Origin of the sequence: Amycolatopsis sp. cmx-8-4, from assembly GCF_046548675.1 — a bacterium.
Taxonomy (GTDB): Bacteria; Actinomycetota; Actinomycetes; order Mycobacteriales; family Pseudonocardiaceae; genus Amycolatopsis.
The window spans coordinates 1-17,117 of sequence record NZ_JAEBDZ010000013.1; the positions used below are offsets into that span (position 1 = coordinate 1).

A 17,117-nucleotide genomic window follows, 5' to 3' on the forward strand; every position below is an offset into this window, starting at 1 on the left:
TCCGCGCACGTGGGCATTTCCCGACTGAGCAGTCCGCGATGAAGTGCCTGTATCTTGTGACTCGCAGCCTGGACCCGACCGGGACTGGCCGCGCCCGGTGGACGATGCGGTGGAAGCCAGTGATCAATGCGTTCGCCATCACGTTCGGTGACCGCTGGCCGGGAGCCGAGACCTACTGATCAACAACGCCGGAAACACCGATCACGGGATAGACCCGCCGTTTCCCGTCAGTTGGCCATTGGCGGGCAGCTCGGCCGTTCGGGCGTTCGCGAACGGCCATCATGATCACCGGATCGGCCAACACGGCGACCAGAAGGGCCAACACGGTGACCGGAGTGGCCAACACGCCGACATGGCATGCCGGCCGGTCCTCGTCTCAGCCGTAGATCGCTCGGTGGGCCGCTCGGATCAGGGCCGCGTAACCGCCGCCCAGCTTGCCTGCTCGGGCCAGGGCCGCGCGGGCCGCGTTGGCTCCGGGGCCGCCGTGGACCGCTCCGCCGGGGTGGGCCGATGCGCCCGCTAGGTACAGGCGGTCCACCGGGGTGTCCGCGCGGCCCGTGCCCGGGACCGGGCGGAAGAAGAGCTGCTGGTGGATCGCCGTCGTGCCGCCGTTGATGGCGCCGCCCACCAGGCCCGGGTTGTGCTCCGCCAGCTCCGCCGGGCCCTGGACGTAGCGGTTCTTGACCAGGCCCGCGAACCCCGGCGCGTGGGCCTCGACCGTCTCCTCGATCCGCTTGACCCGCCGTTCCAGCGCGCCTCGGCTCGCCATCGAGCCACGCGGTACGTGCGTGTACGCCCACGCCGCCTCGGTGCCCGCCGGTGAGCGATCCGGGTCGGTCGTCGTCATCTGGCCGAACAGCAGGAACGGCCGGCGAGGCGTCCGGCCGCGAGCCAGCTCGTTGCCGAACGCCGAGAGGCCGTCCAGGTCCGTGCCGAGGTGGACCGTGCCCGCGCCGCGCGCACCCTCGGCCGTCCACGGCACCGGGCCCGACAACGCCCAGTTCACCTTCACCGTCGCGCTGTCCCACTCGAACCGGCGCAGGTCGTCGACCAGCCGGGACGGCAGCCACTCCGAGCCGACCAGCTCGCCGTACAGAATCGGCGCCGGGACGTCGGCGAGCACCGCGCGGTGCGCCCGGACCGGGTCGCCCGCGGCGTCGCGGACGCCCAGCGCCCGCCCGCCGGCGACGACGACCTCGCGCACCGGACGTCCACAGTGGACTTTCCCGCCGCGGGACTCCAGGCGGCGCACCAAAGCCGCCGTCAGCTCCCCCGCGCCGCCCGCGGGGGCCGGGAACCCGGTGTCCTGCCCGATCATCGCCAGCAGCCAGCCGAACACGGCACTGCCGGCGTTGTCCACGGAAAGGTCGCTGTGCGCGGCGTTGCCGGCCAGCAGCAGCCGCGCGCCCTCCCCCGCGAACACCTCCTCGCCGAACCGGCGCGCCGGCAGCGTCAGCATCCGCGCCAGGCGCAAGGCGTCGGCGGTTCCGGTGCGCCGCAACAGCTTCAGCGCCGGGCGGACCGGCGGGAACGGCGCGAACAGCGCCGCCAGCAACGGTTCCCGGAGCTCCTGCCACTGCGCGGCCAACGCCCGCCACGCGGCGCCGTCGCCCGGCGCGAACTCGTCGGCCGACGCCGCGGTGCGGTCGAGGTCGCGCGAGAGCACCGCGCACCGGTCGTCCGGCAGCACGTGCGCGAGCACGTCCGGGGCGTGCCGCCACCGCAGGCCGTGTTCTTCGAGCCCGAGGCCGCGGATCGTCGGCGACACCGCGCCCAGCGGGTAGAACGAGCTGAACAGGTCGACGTGGAAACCGGGTTCGGTGACCTCGGCGGTCTGGACCGCGCCGCCCGGCCGGTCCGTCGCCTCCAGGACCAGCACCGACCAGCCGGCGTCGGCCAGCATGTTGGCCGCGACCAGGCCGTTGTGCCCGGCGCCGATCACCACCGCGTCGGCGGCTTCCGTGCTCACTGGGCCTCCCGCTGGTCACTCCTGGTCATCCCAGGGTAGTGTGATCGGGTCCGGCCGTCACCCGGCGGTCACACTGTGTCCGATGTGGACGGACGAACGGGCGCCCCTCAGGCCTGGCCTTCCGGCAGGCAGATGCTCTTCCCGGCGTAGGCGGCGAGACGCTCGTCGAAGCCGTCCGCCGCACCGGGTCGGCGGAAGTCCGGCGGGTCCGGCCGGCCCGGGTAGCTGTCCCCGTAGAGGTCGCGGACGAACTCCTCGACGGCGCACGGCGCGGGCAGCAGGTCCTCGCCGAGGTAGGCCAGCACCACCACGTCCTCGCCGGTCGCCGACTCGACGGCCGCGGCCCAGCCGTCCTGCTCGTCCCACAGCAGCGCCGTCTCGTGGTCCGGGAACCGGTCGAGACGCAGTTCGAGCGCGAGGTAGGCGGTGGCGGGCACCTCGACCTCGCAGAACCAGGCGGGCGCGTCGAGCTTGCTCGCGACGGCCAGCAGATACTGCCGCAGTCCGAGCGCCGGCGCGCCGAGTCCGTCCCGTTCCGCCATGACACCTGCCCCCTCAGTCGGTACCCCCGCCCGGTGATACCCCGCCACCCAGCCGCTCAATCGGGTGTTCCCCGGGTGGAGCAGCACGTCACGGTGCGTCCTCTGTGGAACCGCCGAGGGTCACCGGGCGAGCAGGGCGAGCACCTCCTCGTCGCGCGTCTGGCGGAAATCGGCGTACCACTGGCCGACGGCGCGAAACTCCGGCGGTTCGACGACGCTGACGACGTCGTCGGCTTCGGGCAGCAGCGCGACGGCGTCCGGAGCGCACACGGGAGCGGCGAAAACCAAGGTCAGCGGCTCGCCGGTGCGCAGGTCACGCAGCGCCGCCCGGGCGGTGACGCCGGTGGCGAGCCCGTCGTCGACGAGGATGACGTCCCGGCCGGCGCAACCGACCGGCGCCCGGTCCCCGCGGTAGCGCACGAGCCGGCGGCGCGCCTCGGCCCGTTCGCGGTTTTCCGTCCGCGCCAGCTCACCGGCGGTGAGGTGCAGGGCCCGGAGGCTCGCTTCGGAGTAGAGGGCCGGGCCGTGGGGCGTGACCGCGCCGACGCCGTACTCCCGCCGCCCGGGCGCGCCGATCTTCCGCGCGACCGCGACGTCCAGTTCCGCGCCGAGCCACCGCGCGACGACGGCCGCCACGGGCATCCCGCCCCGCGCGAGCCCGAGCACGAGCGGGTCGGCCCAGGTCCGGCGCGCGAGCACCCGCGCCAGCCGGCGGCCGCCGTCCTCACGGTTGGCGAAAACCTGCGACGAGGACACGAGAGCTCCTCTCACCCGACGAGCGCCTCTCGGGTGAGTGTCCTCCTCGGGCGGGCCCGGCGGGGGGTCTCGGCCTACGCGCGCAACGCCGGACGTGGAGACATCGGCAGGCCGGACAGGTCCACGCCGACGCCGGCCCGGCCAGAACCCGCCGGCGGGCCCGGGCGGGCAAGTCCAGCCAGATGCCGACGGATCGCGTCGCCGCGAGCGGGTCCGGGACCGGCGGGCAGGACATGCGCGTGCCGCCGCGGGAGAGGGCCACTGCCCGCAGGCACGGCCGGGAATGCCGCTGAGCCGGCGGGCCGGGCACTCGGGCGAGGAGGCGGGGCCGACGCGTCGGTGCCGCCTCGGGAGAGGAGCGGGCCCGGGCGGGGACGATCCGCCCGGGCCGCGGCCTCAGAGGGTCTTCTCGAGGCGGTTCGCCAGCAGCTTGATGAAGCGGGCCGGGTCGCCCAGTTCGCCGCCTTCGGCCAGGAGGGCCATTCCGTAGAGCAGCTCCGCCGTCTCGGCCAGGCCGGCGTCTTCCGGGCGCGAAGCGTGCGCCTCGCGCAGGCCGGTGACCAGGGCGTGCTCGGGGTTGAGCTCCAGGATCCGCTTGATCGGCGGCAGCTCCTGCCCCATCGCGCGGTACATCTTCTCGAGCGTCGGGGTCAGGTCGTGGGTGTCGCCGACGATGCAGGCGGGCGACGTCGTCAGCCGCGACGAGAGCCGGACCTCCTTGACGTCTTCGCCCAGCGACGTCCCCATCCACGACAGCAGGCCCTCGAAGTCCTTCTGCTGCTGTTCGCGCGCGACCTCGGTGGCCTTCTTGTCCTCGTCCGAGTCCAGGTCGACCTGACCCTTGGCGATGGACTGGAACTGCTTGCCGTCGAAGCCCGGCACCGCGTCGACCCACATCTCGTCGATCGGGTCGGTGAGCACGAGCACCTCGTAGCCCTTGGCCCGGAACGCCTCCATGTGCGGCGAGTTCTCGACGGCCGACCGGGAGTCGCCGGTCATGTAGTAGACGTGCTCCTGGCCCTCCTTCATCCGCTCGACGTACTCGCGCAGCGAGGTCGGCTTCTCGGCGTCGTGCGTCGAGGGGAACGACGAGATCTCGAGGATCGCCTCGCGGTTCTCGAAGTCGTCGAGCAGGCCTTCCTTGACCGCGCGGCCGAACTCGCGCCAGAACGTGGCGTACTTCTCGGCGTCGGAAGACATCATCGACTTGACCGTCGAGAGGACCTTCTTGACCAGGCGACGGCGGATCAGCTGGATCTGGCGGTCCTGCTGCAGGATCTCCCGCGACACGTTGAGCGAAAGGTCCTGCGCGTCGACGACGCCCTTGACGAACCGCAGGTACTCGGGGACGAGCGACTCGCAGTCGTCCATGATGAACACGCGCTTGACGTAGAGCTGCACGCCGCGCTTGCGCTCCCGCAGGAACAGGTCCATCGGCGCGTGCGAGGGCAGGAACAGCAGCGCCTGGTACTCGAACGTGCCCTCGGCCTGCAGCCGGATCGTTTCGAGCGGGTCCTGCCAGTCGTGGCTGACGTGCTTGTAGAACTCGCTGTACTCGGTCTCGGTGACCTCGCTCGACGACCGCGCCCACAGCGCCTTCATCGAGTTGACCGTCTCCACCGCCGGCTCGGCGGGCTCTTCGCCCTCGGCGGCCGGTACCGCGTCGGCGGTCATCCGGATCGGCCAGGTGATGAAGTCGGAGTACTTCTTCACGATCTCCCGGATCTTGGCCGGGGACGTGTAGTCGTACAGGGCGTCTTCGGTGTCCTCCGGCTTGAGGTGCAGGGTGACCGCGGTGCCCTGCGGCGCGTCCTCGACCGGCTCGATCGTGTAGGTGCCTTCGCCCGCGGACTCCCAGCGGACGCCCTCGGCGCTGCCCGCGTGGCGCGTCACGAGGGTGACCTTGTCGGCGACCATGAAGCTCGCGTAGAAGCCGACGCCGAACTGGCCGATCAGGTCCTGCGACGCCGCCGCGTCCTTCGCTTCCTTGAGCTTGGCGAGGAAGTCGGCGGTGCCGGACTTCGCGATCGTGCCGATGAGGCCGACGACGTCGTCGCGGGTCATGCCGATGCCGTTGTCCCGCACCGTCAGCGTGCGCTCGGCCGGGTCCGACTCGATCGTGATGTGCAGGTCGGCGGTGTCGGCGACGAGGTCCTTGTCGCGGTACGACTCCAGCCGCAGCTTGTCGAGGGCGTCCGAAGCGTTCGACACCAGTTCCCGCAGGAACGTGTCCTTGTTCGAATAGATCGAATGGATCATCAGCTGGAGCAGCTGACGCGCCTCGGACTGGAACTCGAGCGTCTCGATCGGGGTGGTCACGGGCTTCCTTCCTGGTTTCGGCGAACGCGCCGATCCTACCGAGGGGGTCCGACAGTCCGGGCCGTCACCCGGCCGCGCACTTTATGAACGCAATGTAGGCGGGCCGCGACAGCCGGTGTGATGCTGGCCACGCCCTGCTGCCGATCAAGGAGGATCGAGTGCCCGGACGCTTCCCCCGGCCCCGGTGGGCGGCCGCGTTCGCCGCGGCCTGCGCGCTGACCACCGGTTTCGCCGCGCCTGCCGTCGCCTCGACGCCCCAGGGCGTCGTCGACCACCCCGTCCGCACCACCGGCTGCGGCCGCCCGGCGCCCGTCCCGGCCGGCGTGACGACGACGCAGCACCTCACTTCGGGCGGCCTCGACCGCACCTACACCGTGCACCTGCCGGCGCACTACAACCCGCGCAAGTCCTACCCGGTGCTCCTGTCGTTCCACGGGCACAAGCGCACGTCCCAGTACCAGGAAGAGCTGTCCGGCTTCTCCGCGCTGGACGCGATCTCGGTCTACCCGCAGGGCCTCGTCGGGACCGACGGCGAGACCGCCTGGACCGGCGCGCCCTACTCGGCCGCCGCGGACGACGTCCTGCTCACCAGCGACCTCATCACGAAGCTGCAGCGGACGCTGTGCGTCGACGCCGACCGCGTCTTCGCCGCCGGGAAGTCCAACGGCGGCGGGTTCGTCGGCGTGCTGGCCTGCCGCCTGGCGAGCCGGATCGCGGCGTTCGCCCCGGTGTCCGGCGCCTTCTACCCGCAGGGCGGCGCCTGCCACCCGAGCCGGCCGGTGCCGATCCTCGACTTCCACGGCACCGCCGACACGACCATCCCCTACACCGGTGTTCCGGAGAAGGGCCTGCCGCCGATCCCCGGCTGGCTGGCCGCGTGGTCCACAAGGGACGGTTGCCGGTTCGGGCCGCTGTCGTGGACGCCGGTCAAGGGTGTCGTCGCGCAGAAGTGGCTCGCCTGCGACCGGCGCGGCACGGTCGAGCACTACCGCGTCGAAGGCGCGGGGCACGTCTGGCCGAGCACGAAACCGAACCTCGACTCGGCCACGCCGACCGTCATCGACGCGACCCCGGTGATCTGGCGGTTCCTCGAGAGTCACCCGTTGCGCTGAAACACGATTGACGCCTCTCGCGAAGCTCGGCGACCATGAACGGGTCGCTTCGCGGAAAGCCGCCCGGATCACCGCGATCCGGGCGGCTTTTCGTATCCGTTTCACCGAAAGAGGTTGCGCCATGGGGGTTCTCGTCCTCAACGCCGGCTACGAGCCACTGCACACCGTGTCCGTCCCGCACGCCATCCGGATGCTCGTGCGCGACGTCGCCGTGGTCCACGAGGCCGAAGACGGTCTCGCCTACGGGCTGTTCCCGCGCCCGAAGATCGTGCGGTTGCTGCGGTACGTCGTCATGAAGTGGCGATATACGCAGCCGCCACGCTGGTCCCGGCGTGGTGTGCTGGCACGTGACGGGCACCGCTGCGCCTACTGCGGGCAGCGCGCGACGACGATCGACCACGTGGTGCCGCTGAGCCGCGGCGGCGCGCGGACCGACTGGCTCAACACGGTCGCCGCGTGCGGCGGGACGGCGCGCAGCTGCAACGCCCGCAAGGCTGACAAGCTGCCCGCCGAGGCCGGGATGAGGCTGCAGCTGGTCCCACGCGTCCCGTCGTGGGACCAGCTGCACCCGCTCGGCGCGTGAGCGTGGCGGCGGCCTGCTCGTCGGCGAGGCGACGAGCAGGCCGTTAAGCTCGAACCGATCGGTCCCCGGATCCGTGTCACCGGGGAAGGCCTGGGCGAGCACCGGTACCGGAGGGTCGTCGTGACCGAGGCAGGACAGCTGATCGCCGAGCGCTACCGGCTGGTCGACCGGATCGGCCAGGGAGCGATGGGCGTCGTCTGGCGTGCCCGCGACGAGCGGCTCGACCGGGTCGTCGCGGTGAAGCAGCTGGGCTACGACCCGTCCGGCGGTGGGCAGGGCGGTCCGCGGGCGCTGCGCGAGGCGCGGCTCACCGCGCGGCTGCGGCACCCGCACGCCATCACCGTGCACGACGTCGTCGAGCACGCCGGCGACCCGTACCTGGTGATGGAGTACCTGCCGTCGCAGAGCCTGGCCGAAGTCCTGCTGGAGCGGGAAACTCTGCCGGCCGACCAGGTCGCGCGCGTCGGCGAACAGGTCGCGTCGGCGCTCGCCGCCGCGCACGCCGAAGGCATCGTGCACCGGGACGTCACGCCCGGCAACGTCCTGATGGCGCCCGACGGCGTCACGAAGATCGCCGACTTCGGCATCTCCCGCGCGACCGGCGAAGGGGCCGTGACCGGCGGCGGGTTCATCGCCGGCACGCCCGCCTACCTGGCGCCGGAAGTCGCCGGGGGCGCCGAAGCCGGGTTCCCGGCGGACGTCTTCTCCCTCGGCGCGACGCTCTACCGCGCGCTGGAGGGCATGCCGCCGTTCGGCAATGAGGACAACACCATCGTCCTGTTGCGGCGGATCGCCCAGGACGACGTCATCCCGCCGAAGCACCTCGGCCCGCTGGCCGAGGTGCTCGGCCGGCTCCTGCGGCGCGATCCCGCGCAGCGGCCGGCCATGGCCGAGGTGCAGGAGCTGTTCGAGGCGGTCACCGGCGGCCGTCCGCTGCCGCCGCCGCGGGTGGTCCCCCAGGTCGGGACGCGCCTGCTGCAGGTCCGCCGACCCCGCCGGAAGCTCGTCCTCGCCGGCGCGGCCGGCGCGGTGCTGCTGGCCCTGGGCGTGCTCATCGGCACGGCGCTGGTGCCCGACAGCAACACGACGGCGGCCGCGCCCGCACCCGTGCCGTTCTCCACCACTCCCCCGCCGCCGACGCCCACCACCAGCTCCTCGGCCCCCGCGGACCTGGGCTGCGCGGCCGACTACCGGGTCACGAACTCGTGGCCCGGCGGCTACCAGGTGGAGGTGACCGTGCACAACGACCGCGCCGTCAAGCTGCTCGGCTGGCGCGTCTACTGGACCCTGCCCGACGGCCACCACATCACCGGCCTGTGGAACGGCACCTTCACCGTCGACGGCTCGACCGTCACGGTCGACAACGCGGACTGGAACGCGAAGCTCGACGCGAACGGCTCGACGTCGTTCGGCCTGACCGCGTTGACGGGCCAGGGCAACGGCACCGCGCGTCCGGAGCTGACCTGCAAGACGCTCTGAGCACCCGGAAGCACCTGTCCCCCGGGGCGCGTGCTCTGCCATAGTCGGACGCGTGCATCTGAGGGCCAGGCGCAGGTCGATCCGTTTCGACGGGCACACCGTCACGCTGAGCATCGCGACGAAGAGCTGGTTCATCCTCCCGAGCGACACCAGGAACACGTTCCCGGTCGAGAAGATCAGCAAGATCCAGCACACACCGCCGACCGCGTGGAAACCGGGCAAGATCGTTTTCGTGGTCCCGGATTCGGCGGCGGACGTCGTCGCGAACGTGCCACTGTTCGCCGACAAGCTGGCCGGGAACACGTTCCTGTACCCGTACGGGATGCGGGCGAAGGTCGCGAAGTTCCTGGAGGCAGTGGAGAAGGCGCGGCCTCAGAAGTAGCGGTCCGCCCAGTCGCGGGCCGACCGTTCGAGTTCGTCGAGCACGACCCGGATGTCCGGGCGCCGTGCCGTGCCCGTCCGGGTCAGCGCGAACACCTTGCGCGTCAACGGTTCTTCGAGCGGGTGGAGGCTGACCCCGGGCGGCCCGGCGGGCAACGCCATGGCGGGCACCAACGCCACGCCCGCGCCGGACGCGGCCAGCGCGACGAGGACCGCGAAGTCGCTCGCCTCCGCCGCCACCGGCGGCACGAACCCCGCCGCGCCGCAGGCCCGGTGGATCATCTCGCGGCACGAGAGGTCGGCGGCGGGGACGAGCCACGGGTGGCCGGCGAACCGCTCCAGCCGCACGGGTTCGCCCGGCGCCAGGCCGGCCGCCGCGGCCGGCGCCGGGGCGAGCGCGAGCAGCACCGGGTCCTCCAGCAGCCGCCGGTCTTCGCAGCGCGGCGGGATGCTGCGCGGCAGCAGCGAATAGCTGTGCACCAGCGCGATGTCGACGTCCTGGCGGCGCAACGACTCCAGCGCGTCGTCCGGCTCTTCCTGGACCAGGCGCAGCGAGACCGTGCCGGCCTCCCGGAGCCCGGCCCACGCCGCCGGCAGCAGCTGCCGCGCCGCCGAGGCGAACGCGGCCAGCCGGACCGTGCCGGTGCCGCCGTTCTCGGACACCGCCGCCATCGCCGACTCCGCGGCGGCGAGGTCGTCGAGGATCACCTCGGCGTGCGAGACCAGCAGCCGCCCGGCCGAGGTGAAGGCCAGGGTGCGGCCCTGCTTCTCGAGCAGCGGCGTGCCCGCTTCGCGTTCGAGGGCGGCCAGGTGCTGCGAGACGGCCGGGCCGGTCAGGTGCAGCACCGCCGCGGTCGCGGCCACGGTCCGGTGCTGGGCGAGACCGTGCAGGATGCGCAGGCGGCGCAGCTCCAACATGAAGTCAGACTTTCTCTTCAGCAAAGAAACCGTAACTGGTACTTCTGCATCTTCCGGCCGACGATAGCCGTCGTGAAGCCCACTCTCAAGGCAACCCTCGCCCTGGCCGTCACCGTCGTGCTGTGGGCGTCGGCGTTCCCGGCGATCAAGGTGGGGCTCGACGGCTACGGTGTCGCCGGGCTGTCGTTCGCCCGGCTCGCGGTGGCGTCAGCTGTGTTGCTGCTGGTCGCGCCGGCGCTGGGGGTGCGGCGGCCGCGCGCGGCCGACCTGCCGCTGATCGCGGCGTGCGGGCTGGCCGGGATGAGCGCGTACCAGCTGCTGCTCAACTGGGGTGAGGTGCGCGTGCCGGCGGGCACGGCGAGCCTGCTCGTGTCGGTGGCGCCGGTGTTCAGCGTGCTGCTCGCGATGGCGTTCCTGGGCGAACGGCTGACGACGACGAAGGTGCTGGGCAGCGCGGTGGCGTTCGGCGGCAGCGCGCTCATCGCGCTCGGCGGCGGCCTGGGCTACTCGGGTGCCGCGTGGGTCGTGCTGGCCGCCGCCGCGGTCCAGGGCGTTTACCACTTCGGCAGCAAGCCCTTGCTGAAGCGCTACACCGGGCTCGAAGTCGCCTGCTACGCGATGTGGGCCGGGACGCTGTTCCTGCTGCCGCTCGCGCCCGCGGCCCTTCGCGGCGTCGAAACGGCGCCGCTGAGCGCGACGCTGTCCGTGGTGTTCCTGGGTGTGCTGCCCTCGGCGGCCGGGTTCGTCGCCTGGGGGTACGCGGTGGCCCGCCACACGATCGCCGTCGCGACCGGCGCGCTCTACCTCGTCCCGGCCGTCGCCCTGGCGGTGGCGTTCGTCTGGCTGGGCGAGACGCCGACCTGGGTGGACGTGGCCGGCGGTGCGCTCAGCATCGCCGGCGTCGTCCTCATCTCCCTCGGGCGGGTGGGCGGGGCCGTCAGAGCAAGCCCGCTTCGACGAGTATCTCCTTGAGGCGCAGCAGTTCCTCGTCGTCCAGGGGCAGCTGCGGCGGGGCCATGACGGCGTTGTCGATGAAACCGCGCATCTTCATCGCGGCCTTGAACGCGCCGAGGCCGGCCGAGCCGCGGCCCATCCGGCTCGGCGGGGCCACCGAGGTGATCGAGAACAGCTTCAGCAGACGCTCTTGTTCGCGGCGAGCCGCGGCGAGGTTGCCGGCCTTGAAGTGGTCGTGGATGAGAACGTAGCCGACCGGGTCGACGTTGCCGAGGCCCGGGACGGCGCCGTCCGCGCCCATCGCCAGCGCCGCGTCGACGACGAGTTCGGAGCCGGTGAACACGGCGAAGGCGTCGAGGCCGCGTTCGCGTTTGCCCAGCAGCACCGCGCGGAACGCCGCTTCGTCGCCGCTGGAGTCCTTCAGGCCGGCGAGGACGCCGTCGGCGGCGAGGTCGAGCACCATGGCGCCGTCCAGCTTCGTGTGGACCGCGACCGGGATGTCGTAGGCGACGATCGGCAGCGACGTGCGTTCGTGCAGCCGGAAGTGCCGGTCGATCTTGGCGACGTGCGTGCGCGTGTAGTACGGCGCGGTGACGACGACGGCGTCGGCCCCGGCCGCCTCGGCGGCGCGGATGTGCTCGGCGACCCGCAACGTCGTCATGTCGATACAGCCGGCCAGCACCGGGACGCGTCCCGCGATCTGCTCGACCGTCGTCTCGACGACGACCCGGCGCTGGGCGTCGGGGAGGAAGGCGACCTCGCTGGACGAGCCGAGGACGAAGACGCCGTGCACGCCGGCGTCGAGCTGGAACTCGACGTGGCGCCGCAGCGAGTCGGTGTCCACGCTGAAGTCGTCGGTCAACGGCGTGCACAGCGGGGGGACGATTCCGGCGAACTTCGGCATCAGGCGCTCACTCCGGCAGGGGTCTCGGGATGGATGCAGCGGTAGGTGTGGCCGCCGTCGGCCGCGGCGAGCGGCGGCTCGGCCGCGCACTCGCCGGTGGCCTTCGGGCAGCGGGTGCGGAACGGGCAGCCGCTCGGCGGGTGCGTCGCCGACGGCACCGGGCCGGTGAGCACGATCGGCTCGACCTGGTGCAGCAGGCTGGGCGTCGCCGAGAAGAGGGCCCGCGTGTAGGGATGCCGCGCGGCTTCCGGGGGTTCCGGGTGGCGAAGCCCCCGGCCCGGGGCGAAGTCCCGGATGTCACAGAGTCCCGGGACGTACGACGTAGGATGTCCTCTCACGACGCATCCGGGGAGGACATGCAGTGGCCCGTCCGCAGCGCAGCGAAGAGATCACCAAGCGCATCATCGACCTGATCGTCGAACGGGAGCTCCCGCCGGGCGCGCCGATGCCGACCGAACTGAGCCTCATGGAGGACATCGGCGTCAGCCGCAACTCGGTCCGCGAGGCGATCAAGGCCCTGCAGGCCCTGGGCATCGTCGAGATCCGCCACGGCTACGGCACGTTCGTCGGGTCGGCGGGCTCGGAGTCGCTGCAGACGTGGCTGCTGTTCCGCACCCGCGCCCGCGGCGCGACCGACGTCGGCCGCCTGCGCGACCTCCTCGAAGTCCGCGAGATGCTCGAGACGGAGCTGACCCGCCGCGTCGCCGTCGAGCACCGGCCGGAGCTGATCGACGACCTGCAGGCGTGCGTCGCCCGGATGCGCCGCAAGGGCCCGGACGCGGCGGAGGCCGACCGCGAGTTCCACGACCTGATCTGCGCCGAAGCCGGCTTCGACCTGGCCCGCGAGCTGACGGGGTTGTTCTGGGACGTCTACCGGATCGCGGAGGGCGAGCTGGGCGGCCCGGCCGCCTCGCCGACGGCCACCGCGAAACGGCACCAGGTGATCGTGGACGCCCTCCTGCTGCGGGACGCGGACGCCGCGGCGGAGGCGGTGCACCGGCACTTCGACGAGGTCCGCAAGCGCGCGAAAGCCGGACCGTACGGCGGTTTCGGCGTCGCCCGGCCGGTGCCGGCGGTCCACTCTTCCTGACTCTGGGTGGTTGAGCCGTTCGAGGTAACTTCCGGCAGGTTCGGGAACGGGGCTCAACGGTCCCGGCGACTGGCTCGTCGTAGTGGTGATCAACCACCACACGGAGGCGCCAGTGCGAAGAACTCTTTCGGTGTTCGCGGTCCTGCTCGCCGGTCAGGCGGGGCTGACCGGGCTCGCCCCGCCACCCGCGAGCGCGACGACCTCGGCGGCGACCGCCACGCTCATCACCGGTGACCGGGTCACCGTCCGGACCGCTCCGGACGGCCGGGACACCTTCGACGTCCAGCCCGCCGCGGCCAAGGGGATGGCCCGCGCGCTCGTCCACCTGCGCCTCGGCGGGCGGGACTACGAGGTTCCCGGCACCGCGCTCCCCTACCTCGGGCGCGGGCTCGACCTGAGCCTGTTCGACGTCAAGGCGCTGCTGGCCGGCGGACAGGTCGCCGAGGACGTGCCCGATTTCGGTGCTGCGCTGGCGAAGCAGTTCAAGGAGGACAACGCCCGCGGCCACTTCGGCGGGCAAGGGCTCTTCGCCGGCGGCGCGAGCTTCGCGCTCAAGGGCGTGAAGCAGCCGAAAGCGCAGCCGCGGTCGGTGATGCGTACGGTTTCGGTGGACGCCACCGACATCGGCGGAAAGCCCGCCGACAACGGGATCGCGTTCCTCTACAACACCGACGACGGCAACATCCTGGACCCGAACGAGAACTACAACTACTTCACCGGGGGAACGGCGAAGTTCAGCGCGCCGGACGGGAACTACAGCGCGCTCGGCGTCTTCTGGACCGCCGACGCCGACGGCAACCCGACCGAACTGCGCTTCAGCGCGCAGCCCCAGTTCGCGGTGAAGGCCGACACCACCGTCCGGGTCGACGCGAAACGCGCCACCAGCAAGCTGACCTGGGTGACCCCGCGGCCCGCGCTGCTCGACGACACCGGGTTCCTGTTCCGCCGGGCCGCGAAGACCGGGCCCGCGCTGCTCGTCGACTTCGACGCCGGTCCCGGTGTGCCGATCTCGGCGTCGCCGACGGCGAAACCCGTCACCACCGGGGCGCTGCAGACGTACCCGTACAGCCGGCTCGTGTCCCCGCCCGGACCCGGCACGCCGTACGAATACGTGCTGCAGAAGGCGAGCGCCGGCACGATCCCGCAGCAGCGGTACGTGATCACGGCGAAGGACGTCGCCGCGGTCGACGCCACCTACTACAGCGAGTACGCCTCGGCCGGCCTGCGGCAGCGCAGCGGCATGTTCGCCTTCGAGGACACCAGCGGGCGGCCGTCGCACCCGATCGACCTGCCGCGGCGGCAGACCGAGTACGTCTCGGCCGCGCCGGACCTCGTCTGGTTCGGCGGGGTCTCGAAGTACGTCCTGCCCGGGCCGTTCCCCGGCTGGGCGGGCGGCCAGTACGAGGCGTTCCACGGCTACCGGGGCGGCACCGCCGTCACCGAAGGCTGGAACCGGTTCCCGCTGCACCCGGCCGGTGCCGTCGCCCTCGAGCCGCTGGACGACGCGACCGTGTACACCCAGCCGGCCGCGACGCGGGCCGGCGACCTGCTGCGGTTCGCCATCACGCCGTTCAGCGACAACGAACCCGGCCACACCGGCTTCGGCTACTACGGCGAATCGCGCGACACGATCACGGGGCACTACACGCTGACCCAGGACGGCACGACGGTCGCCGAGGGCGACCCGGTCGGCGGCTTCGCGCTCAACCTGGCACAGGAGGTCGGCGCCGGGCCGTCGACACTGGGGCTGACGCTCGACGCGGGCCGCACCGGCCCGATGTACCACCAGAGCACGGCCACCCACACCGAGTGGACGTGGAAGTCGCGGCACGTCGACGGCGTCACCCTCCCGCAGGCGCTGTACTGCGCGCGCGGAGCCGACGGGCCGGACCGGTCCTGCGCGGTCGAGCCGTTGCTGACACTGGGGTACGCGGTCGGCGGGCTCCGGCCGGACGGCTCCACCGCGTCCGGGCCGCAGGGTCTCGACCTCACCGCCGGGCACCTGCAGTCGGCCGGCGCGAGTGCGATCACGGGAGCGACCGTGCAGTACTCGACCGACGGCACCACCTGGCAGGACGCGGCCGTCACGGCCCGCGGGAACGGCGTCTACCACGCGGACTTCGCCTCGACCACGGACACCTTCCGCGGCACGGACGTCTCACTGCGGGTCACCGCGTCCGACGCCGCCGGGGCGACCATCGCGGAGACGATCACCGCCGCCTACCACGTCTACGCGTCCTGAAGGGAGTGTCCACTGTGTCCATTCGAAAGCTAGGCGCACTGGCGGCCGTCTGCGCAGCGGCGATCGCGCTGGCTCCGGCCGCGGCCGCCGCACCCGGGCCGCGCGCGGCCTGTCCCGAGGCGGGGCCGGGCGTCCTGCGCTGCCTCACCACGTTCACGCCGGGGGCCACGCGCGCCCTGGCCGACGGCCCGGTCGGCTGGGGTGCCGACGACCTGGCCTCGGCCTACCGGCTGCCCGCGAGCACCGGGCCCGGCACCGTCGTCGGCATCTCGATCGCCTACGACGCGCCCAACCTGGAGGCCGACCTGGCCACCTACCGGGCGCAGTACGGCTTGCCGCCGTGCACCACGGCGAACGGCTGCTTCCGGAAGGTCAACCAGCAGGGCGCCGCGACGCCGTTGCCGGCGGCCGACTTCGGCTGGGCCATCGAGTCCACTTTGGATGTCTCGATGGTGTCCGCGGCGTGCCCGTCGTGCCGGATCGTCGTCGTGGAAGGCACCACCCCCGGGTTCGCCGACCTCGCCGAGACCGAGGACACCGCCGTCCGGCTGGGTGCGAAGGTGGTGTCGAACAGCTACGGCTCGCGGGAAGGCGGTGCGCAGCTGGCGTTCGCGAGCCACTACCGGCACCCGGGCGTGACGGTGGTGGCCTCCTCGGGCGACTCCGGGTTCACCGCGGCGAGCTACCCCGCCGCGCTGGCGACGACGGTCGCGGTCGGCGGGACGTCGCTGGCGAGGGACCCGGACTCCGCGCGCGGCTGGGCGGAGCAGGCGTGGTCCTACGGCGGCAGCGGCTGCTCAGCCTACATCGCGAAACCGAAGTGGCAGAAGGACACCCACTGCGGCAAGCGGACGGTCGCGGACGTCGCGGCGGTCGCCGACGACCTGGCGATCTACACCACGGACGTGGGTGGCTGGCTCCCGGTGAACGGCACCAGCGCGTCGGCTCCGTTCGTCGCAGGGTTGTACGGCCGGTCCGGCCGAGCGGGGGTCGCGCAGCCGGCCGACCTCTACGCGCGGGCGTCGCAGTTCGTCGACATCACGGCCGGGACCAACGATCCCGTCGGCGGCGGCGCGAAGTGCGGCGGCGACTACCTGTGCGTGGCCGCCCCGGGTTACGACGCCCCCACGGGCGTCGGCGTCCCGAACGGCCTCGGCGGGTTCTGACCAAGGTCGTGAGGGGCACCCTCAGGGCGTTTATGTCCCTGAGGGTGCCCCTCACGGCACCTCCGTCAGCGGCAGAGGCCGCGTTCGATGGCCAGCAGCCCGGCTTCCGTCCGGTGCGCGCACCCGAGCTTCTTCACGACCTGCGCGACAAGGGTCCGCACTACCGGCTCCGGCAGCTCGAGCCGCGTCGCGATCTCGGCGTTCGTCAGGGCCGAGCCGACGCCGACCAGCACCTCCCGCTCGCGCTCCGACAGCAGGTCCACCCGCGCCAGCCGCTCGTCGCGGGGGCCGGACAGGCGCGTCGCCGCGGAGACCAGGCGGCGGGAGGCGTCCGGCGAGAGGACCACGTGCCCGTCGGCCGCCAGCCGGACCACCTTGATCAGCTCGTTGCGCCGGGCGGACCGCAGCAGGAACCCCGCCGCGCCGTCCCGCAGCGCGCGCAGGATCCCCGCCTCGGAGTCGAACGTGGCCAGCACGACCACCGCGGGGCGCCGGGAAACCGGACCCAGCGGCGCCAGGCGCGGGTCCAGCAGCACCACGTCGGGCAGCCGCCGCCGGAGGGTGGCCCGGGCCGCCGTCGCGTCGCCGACCGAGCCGACGACCTCGATGCCGTCCGCCTCACCGAGGATCCCGCTCAGGCGGTCCCGCACGCCGGGGTCGCGCTCGGCGACCAGGACCCGGACCGGTGGCGGTGGGAGCACC

General features: G+C 72.6%; 17 protein-coding genes and 1 pseudogene. 9 read left to right on the forward strand and 9 right to left on the reverse strand.

What is annotated here, in order from left to right:
* Nucleotides 1–179, forward strand: a pseudogene (locus ACLJQZ_RS26305) (IS256 family transposase); the annotation flags it as partial.
* Here the strand turns inward: ACLJQZ_RS26305 and ACLJQZ_RS26310 are convergent.
* The 5 genes from ACLJQZ_RS26310 to htpG all read right to left on the reverse strand — a co-directional run bounded on the left by ACLJQZ_RS26310 (nucleotide 173) and on the right by htpG (nucleotide 5,586).
* The gene (locus tag ACLJQZ_RS26310) at nucleotides 173–346 is read right to left on the reverse strand and encodes a hypothetical protein (RefSeq protein ID WP_410622537.1); all 174 of its coding nucleotides are present in this window, start codon (nucleotides 344–346) and stop codon (nucleotides 173–175) included. The pseudogene ACLJQZ_RS26305 and the gene ACLJQZ_RS26310 overlap by 7 nt on opposite strands.
* 30 nt (nucleotides 347–376) lie before the next feature.
* Nucleotides 377–1,969: a phytoene desaturase family protein gene (locus tag ACLJQZ_RS26315; RefSeq protein ID WP_410622538.1), complete on the reverse strand. Its 1,593-nt coding sequence runs from the start codon at nucleotides 1,967–1,969 to the stop codon at nucleotides 377–379.
* Nucleotides 1,970–2,076: 107 nt separating this feature from the next.
* Complete coding sequence (locus ACLJQZ_RS26320; RefSeq protein WP_410622539.1) at nucleotides 2,077–2,511, reverse strand: DUF6292 family protein; 435 nt, start codon at nucleotides 2,509–2,511, stop codon at nucleotides 2,077–2,079.
* Nucleotides 2,512–2,631: 120 nt separating this feature from the next.
* Entirely contained in the window at nucleotides 2,632–3,267 is a 636-nt protein-coding gene (locus tag ACLJQZ_RS26325; RefSeq protein WP_410622540.1) for a phosphoribosyltransferase, read from the reverse strand.
* A gap of 396 nt (nucleotides 3,268–3,663) precedes the next feature.
* The gene (gene htpG / locus ACLJQZ_RS26330) at nucleotides 3,664–5,586 is read right to left on the reverse strand and encodes a molecular chaperone HtpG (RefSeq protein ID WP_410622541.1); all 1,923 of its coding nucleotides are present in this window, start codon (nucleotides 5,584–5,586) and stop codon (nucleotides 3,664–3,666) included.
* Nucleotides 5,587–5,744: 158 nt separating this feature from the next.
* On the opposite strand from htpG, the gene ACLJQZ_RS26335 reads away from it, so the two are divergent.
* The 4 genes from ACLJQZ_RS26335 (at nucleotide 5,745) to ACLJQZ_RS26350 (ending at nucleotide 9,142) form a co-directional block, all read left to right on the forward strand.
* A complete protein-coding gene (locus tag ACLJQZ_RS26335) occupies nucleotides 5,745–6,698 on the forward strand; it encodes an alpha/beta hydrolase family esterase (protein WP_410622542.1) in 954 nt (317 codons plus the stop codon).
* Nucleotides 6,699–6,819: 121 nt separating this feature from the next.
* Nucleotides 6,820–7,281: an HNH endonuclease gene (locus ACLJQZ_RS26340; protein ID WP_410622543.1), complete on the forward strand. Its 462-nt coding sequence runs from the start codon at nucleotides 6,820–6,822 to the stop codon at nucleotides 7,279–7,281.
* A gap of 120 nt (nucleotides 7,282–7,401) precedes the next feature.
* Nucleotides 7,402–8,760 (forward strand): protein kinase domain-containing protein, encoded by a 1,359-nt coding sequence (locus ACLJQZ_RS26345; RefSeq protein WP_410622544.1) that lies wholly within the window; start codon nucleotides 7,402–7,404, stop codon nucleotides 8,758–8,760.
* A gap of 52 nt (nucleotides 8,761–8,812) precedes the next feature.
* Nucleotides 8,813–9,142 (forward strand): hypothetical protein, encoded by a 330-nt coding sequence (locus ACLJQZ_RS26350; RefSeq protein ID WP_410622545.1) that lies wholly within the window; start codon nucleotides 8,813–8,815, stop codon nucleotides 9,140–9,142.
* Here ACLJQZ_RS26350 and ACLJQZ_RS26355 read toward each other — a convergent pair.
* The gene (locus ACLJQZ_RS26355) at nucleotides 9,133–10,059 is read right to left on the reverse strand and encodes a LysR family transcriptional regulator (RefSeq protein WP_410622546.1); all 927 of its coding nucleotides are present in this window, start codon (nucleotides 10,057–10,059) and stop codon (nucleotides 9,133–9,135) included. The genes ACLJQZ_RS26350 and ACLJQZ_RS26355 overlap by 10 nt on opposite strands.
* Nucleotides 10,060–10,131: 72 nt before the next feature.
* Here ACLJQZ_RS26355 and ACLJQZ_RS26360 point away from each other — a divergent pair, with 72 nt between their 5' ends.
* Nucleotides 10,132–11,031, forward strand: coding sequence for a DMT family transporter (locus ACLJQZ_RS26360; protein ID WP_410622547.1), 900 nt, complete (start codon nucleotides 10,132–10,134; stop codon nucleotides 11,029–11,031).
* On the opposite strand, the gene ACLJQZ_RS26365 is transcribed toward ACLJQZ_RS26360, so the two are convergent.
* Nucleotides 10,997–11,917 (reverse strand): dihydrodipicolinate synthase family protein, encoded by a 921-nt coding sequence (locus tag ACLJQZ_RS26365; RefSeq protein WP_410622548.1) that lies wholly within the window; start codon nucleotides 11,915–11,917, stop codon nucleotides 10,997–10,999. The two genes, ACLJQZ_RS26360 and ACLJQZ_RS26365, sit on opposite strands and share 35 nt — an antisense overlap.
* Nucleotides 11,917–12,255, reverse strand: coding sequence for an oligopeptide/dipeptide ABC transporter ATP-binding protein (locus tag ACLJQZ_RS26370; protein ID WP_410622549.1), 339 nt, complete (start codon nucleotides 12,253–12,255; stop codon nucleotides 11,917–11,919). The genes ACLJQZ_RS26365 and ACLJQZ_RS26370 overlap by 1 nt, the downstream gene beginning before the upstream one ends.
* A 23-nt stretch (nucleotides 12,256–12,278) precedes the next feature.
* Between ACLJQZ_RS26370 and ACLJQZ_RS26375 the strand changes: the two genes are divergently transcribed.
* The 3 genes from ACLJQZ_RS26375 (at nucleotide 12,279) to ACLJQZ_RS26385 (ending at nucleotide 16,415) form a co-directional block, all read left to right on the forward strand.
* Nucleotides 12,279–13,007 (forward strand): FadR/GntR family transcriptional regulator, encoded by a 729-nt coding sequence (locus ACLJQZ_RS26375; protein ID WP_410622550.1) that lies wholly within the window; start codon nucleotides 12,279–12,281, stop codon nucleotides 13,005–13,007.
* A 112-nt stretch (nucleotides 13,008–13,119) separates the two neighbouring features.
* Nucleotides 13,120–15,249 (forward strand): hypothetical protein, encoded by a 2,130-nt coding sequence (locus tag ACLJQZ_RS26380; RefSeq protein ID WP_410622551.1) that lies wholly within the window; start codon nucleotides 13,120–13,122, stop codon nucleotides 15,247–15,249.
* Nucleotides 15,250–15,263: 14 nt separating this feature from the next.
* Nucleotides 15,264–16,415, forward strand: coding sequence for a S8 family serine peptidase (locus tag ACLJQZ_RS26385; RefSeq protein WP_410622552.1), 1,152 nt, complete (start codon nucleotides 15,264–15,266; stop codon nucleotides 16,413–16,415).
* 65 nt (nucleotides 16,416–16,480) lie between these two features.
* Here ACLJQZ_RS26385 and ACLJQZ_RS26390 read toward each other — a convergent pair whose 3' ends face one another.
* On the reverse strand, nucleotides 16,481–17,116 hold the full coding sequence (locus ACLJQZ_RS26390) for a LuxR C-terminal-related transcriptional regulator (RefSeq protein ID WP_410622553.1): 636 nt from the start codon (nucleotides 17,114–17,116) through the stop codon (nucleotides 16,481–16,483).
* Nucleotide 17,117: the final 1 nt, after the last annotated feature.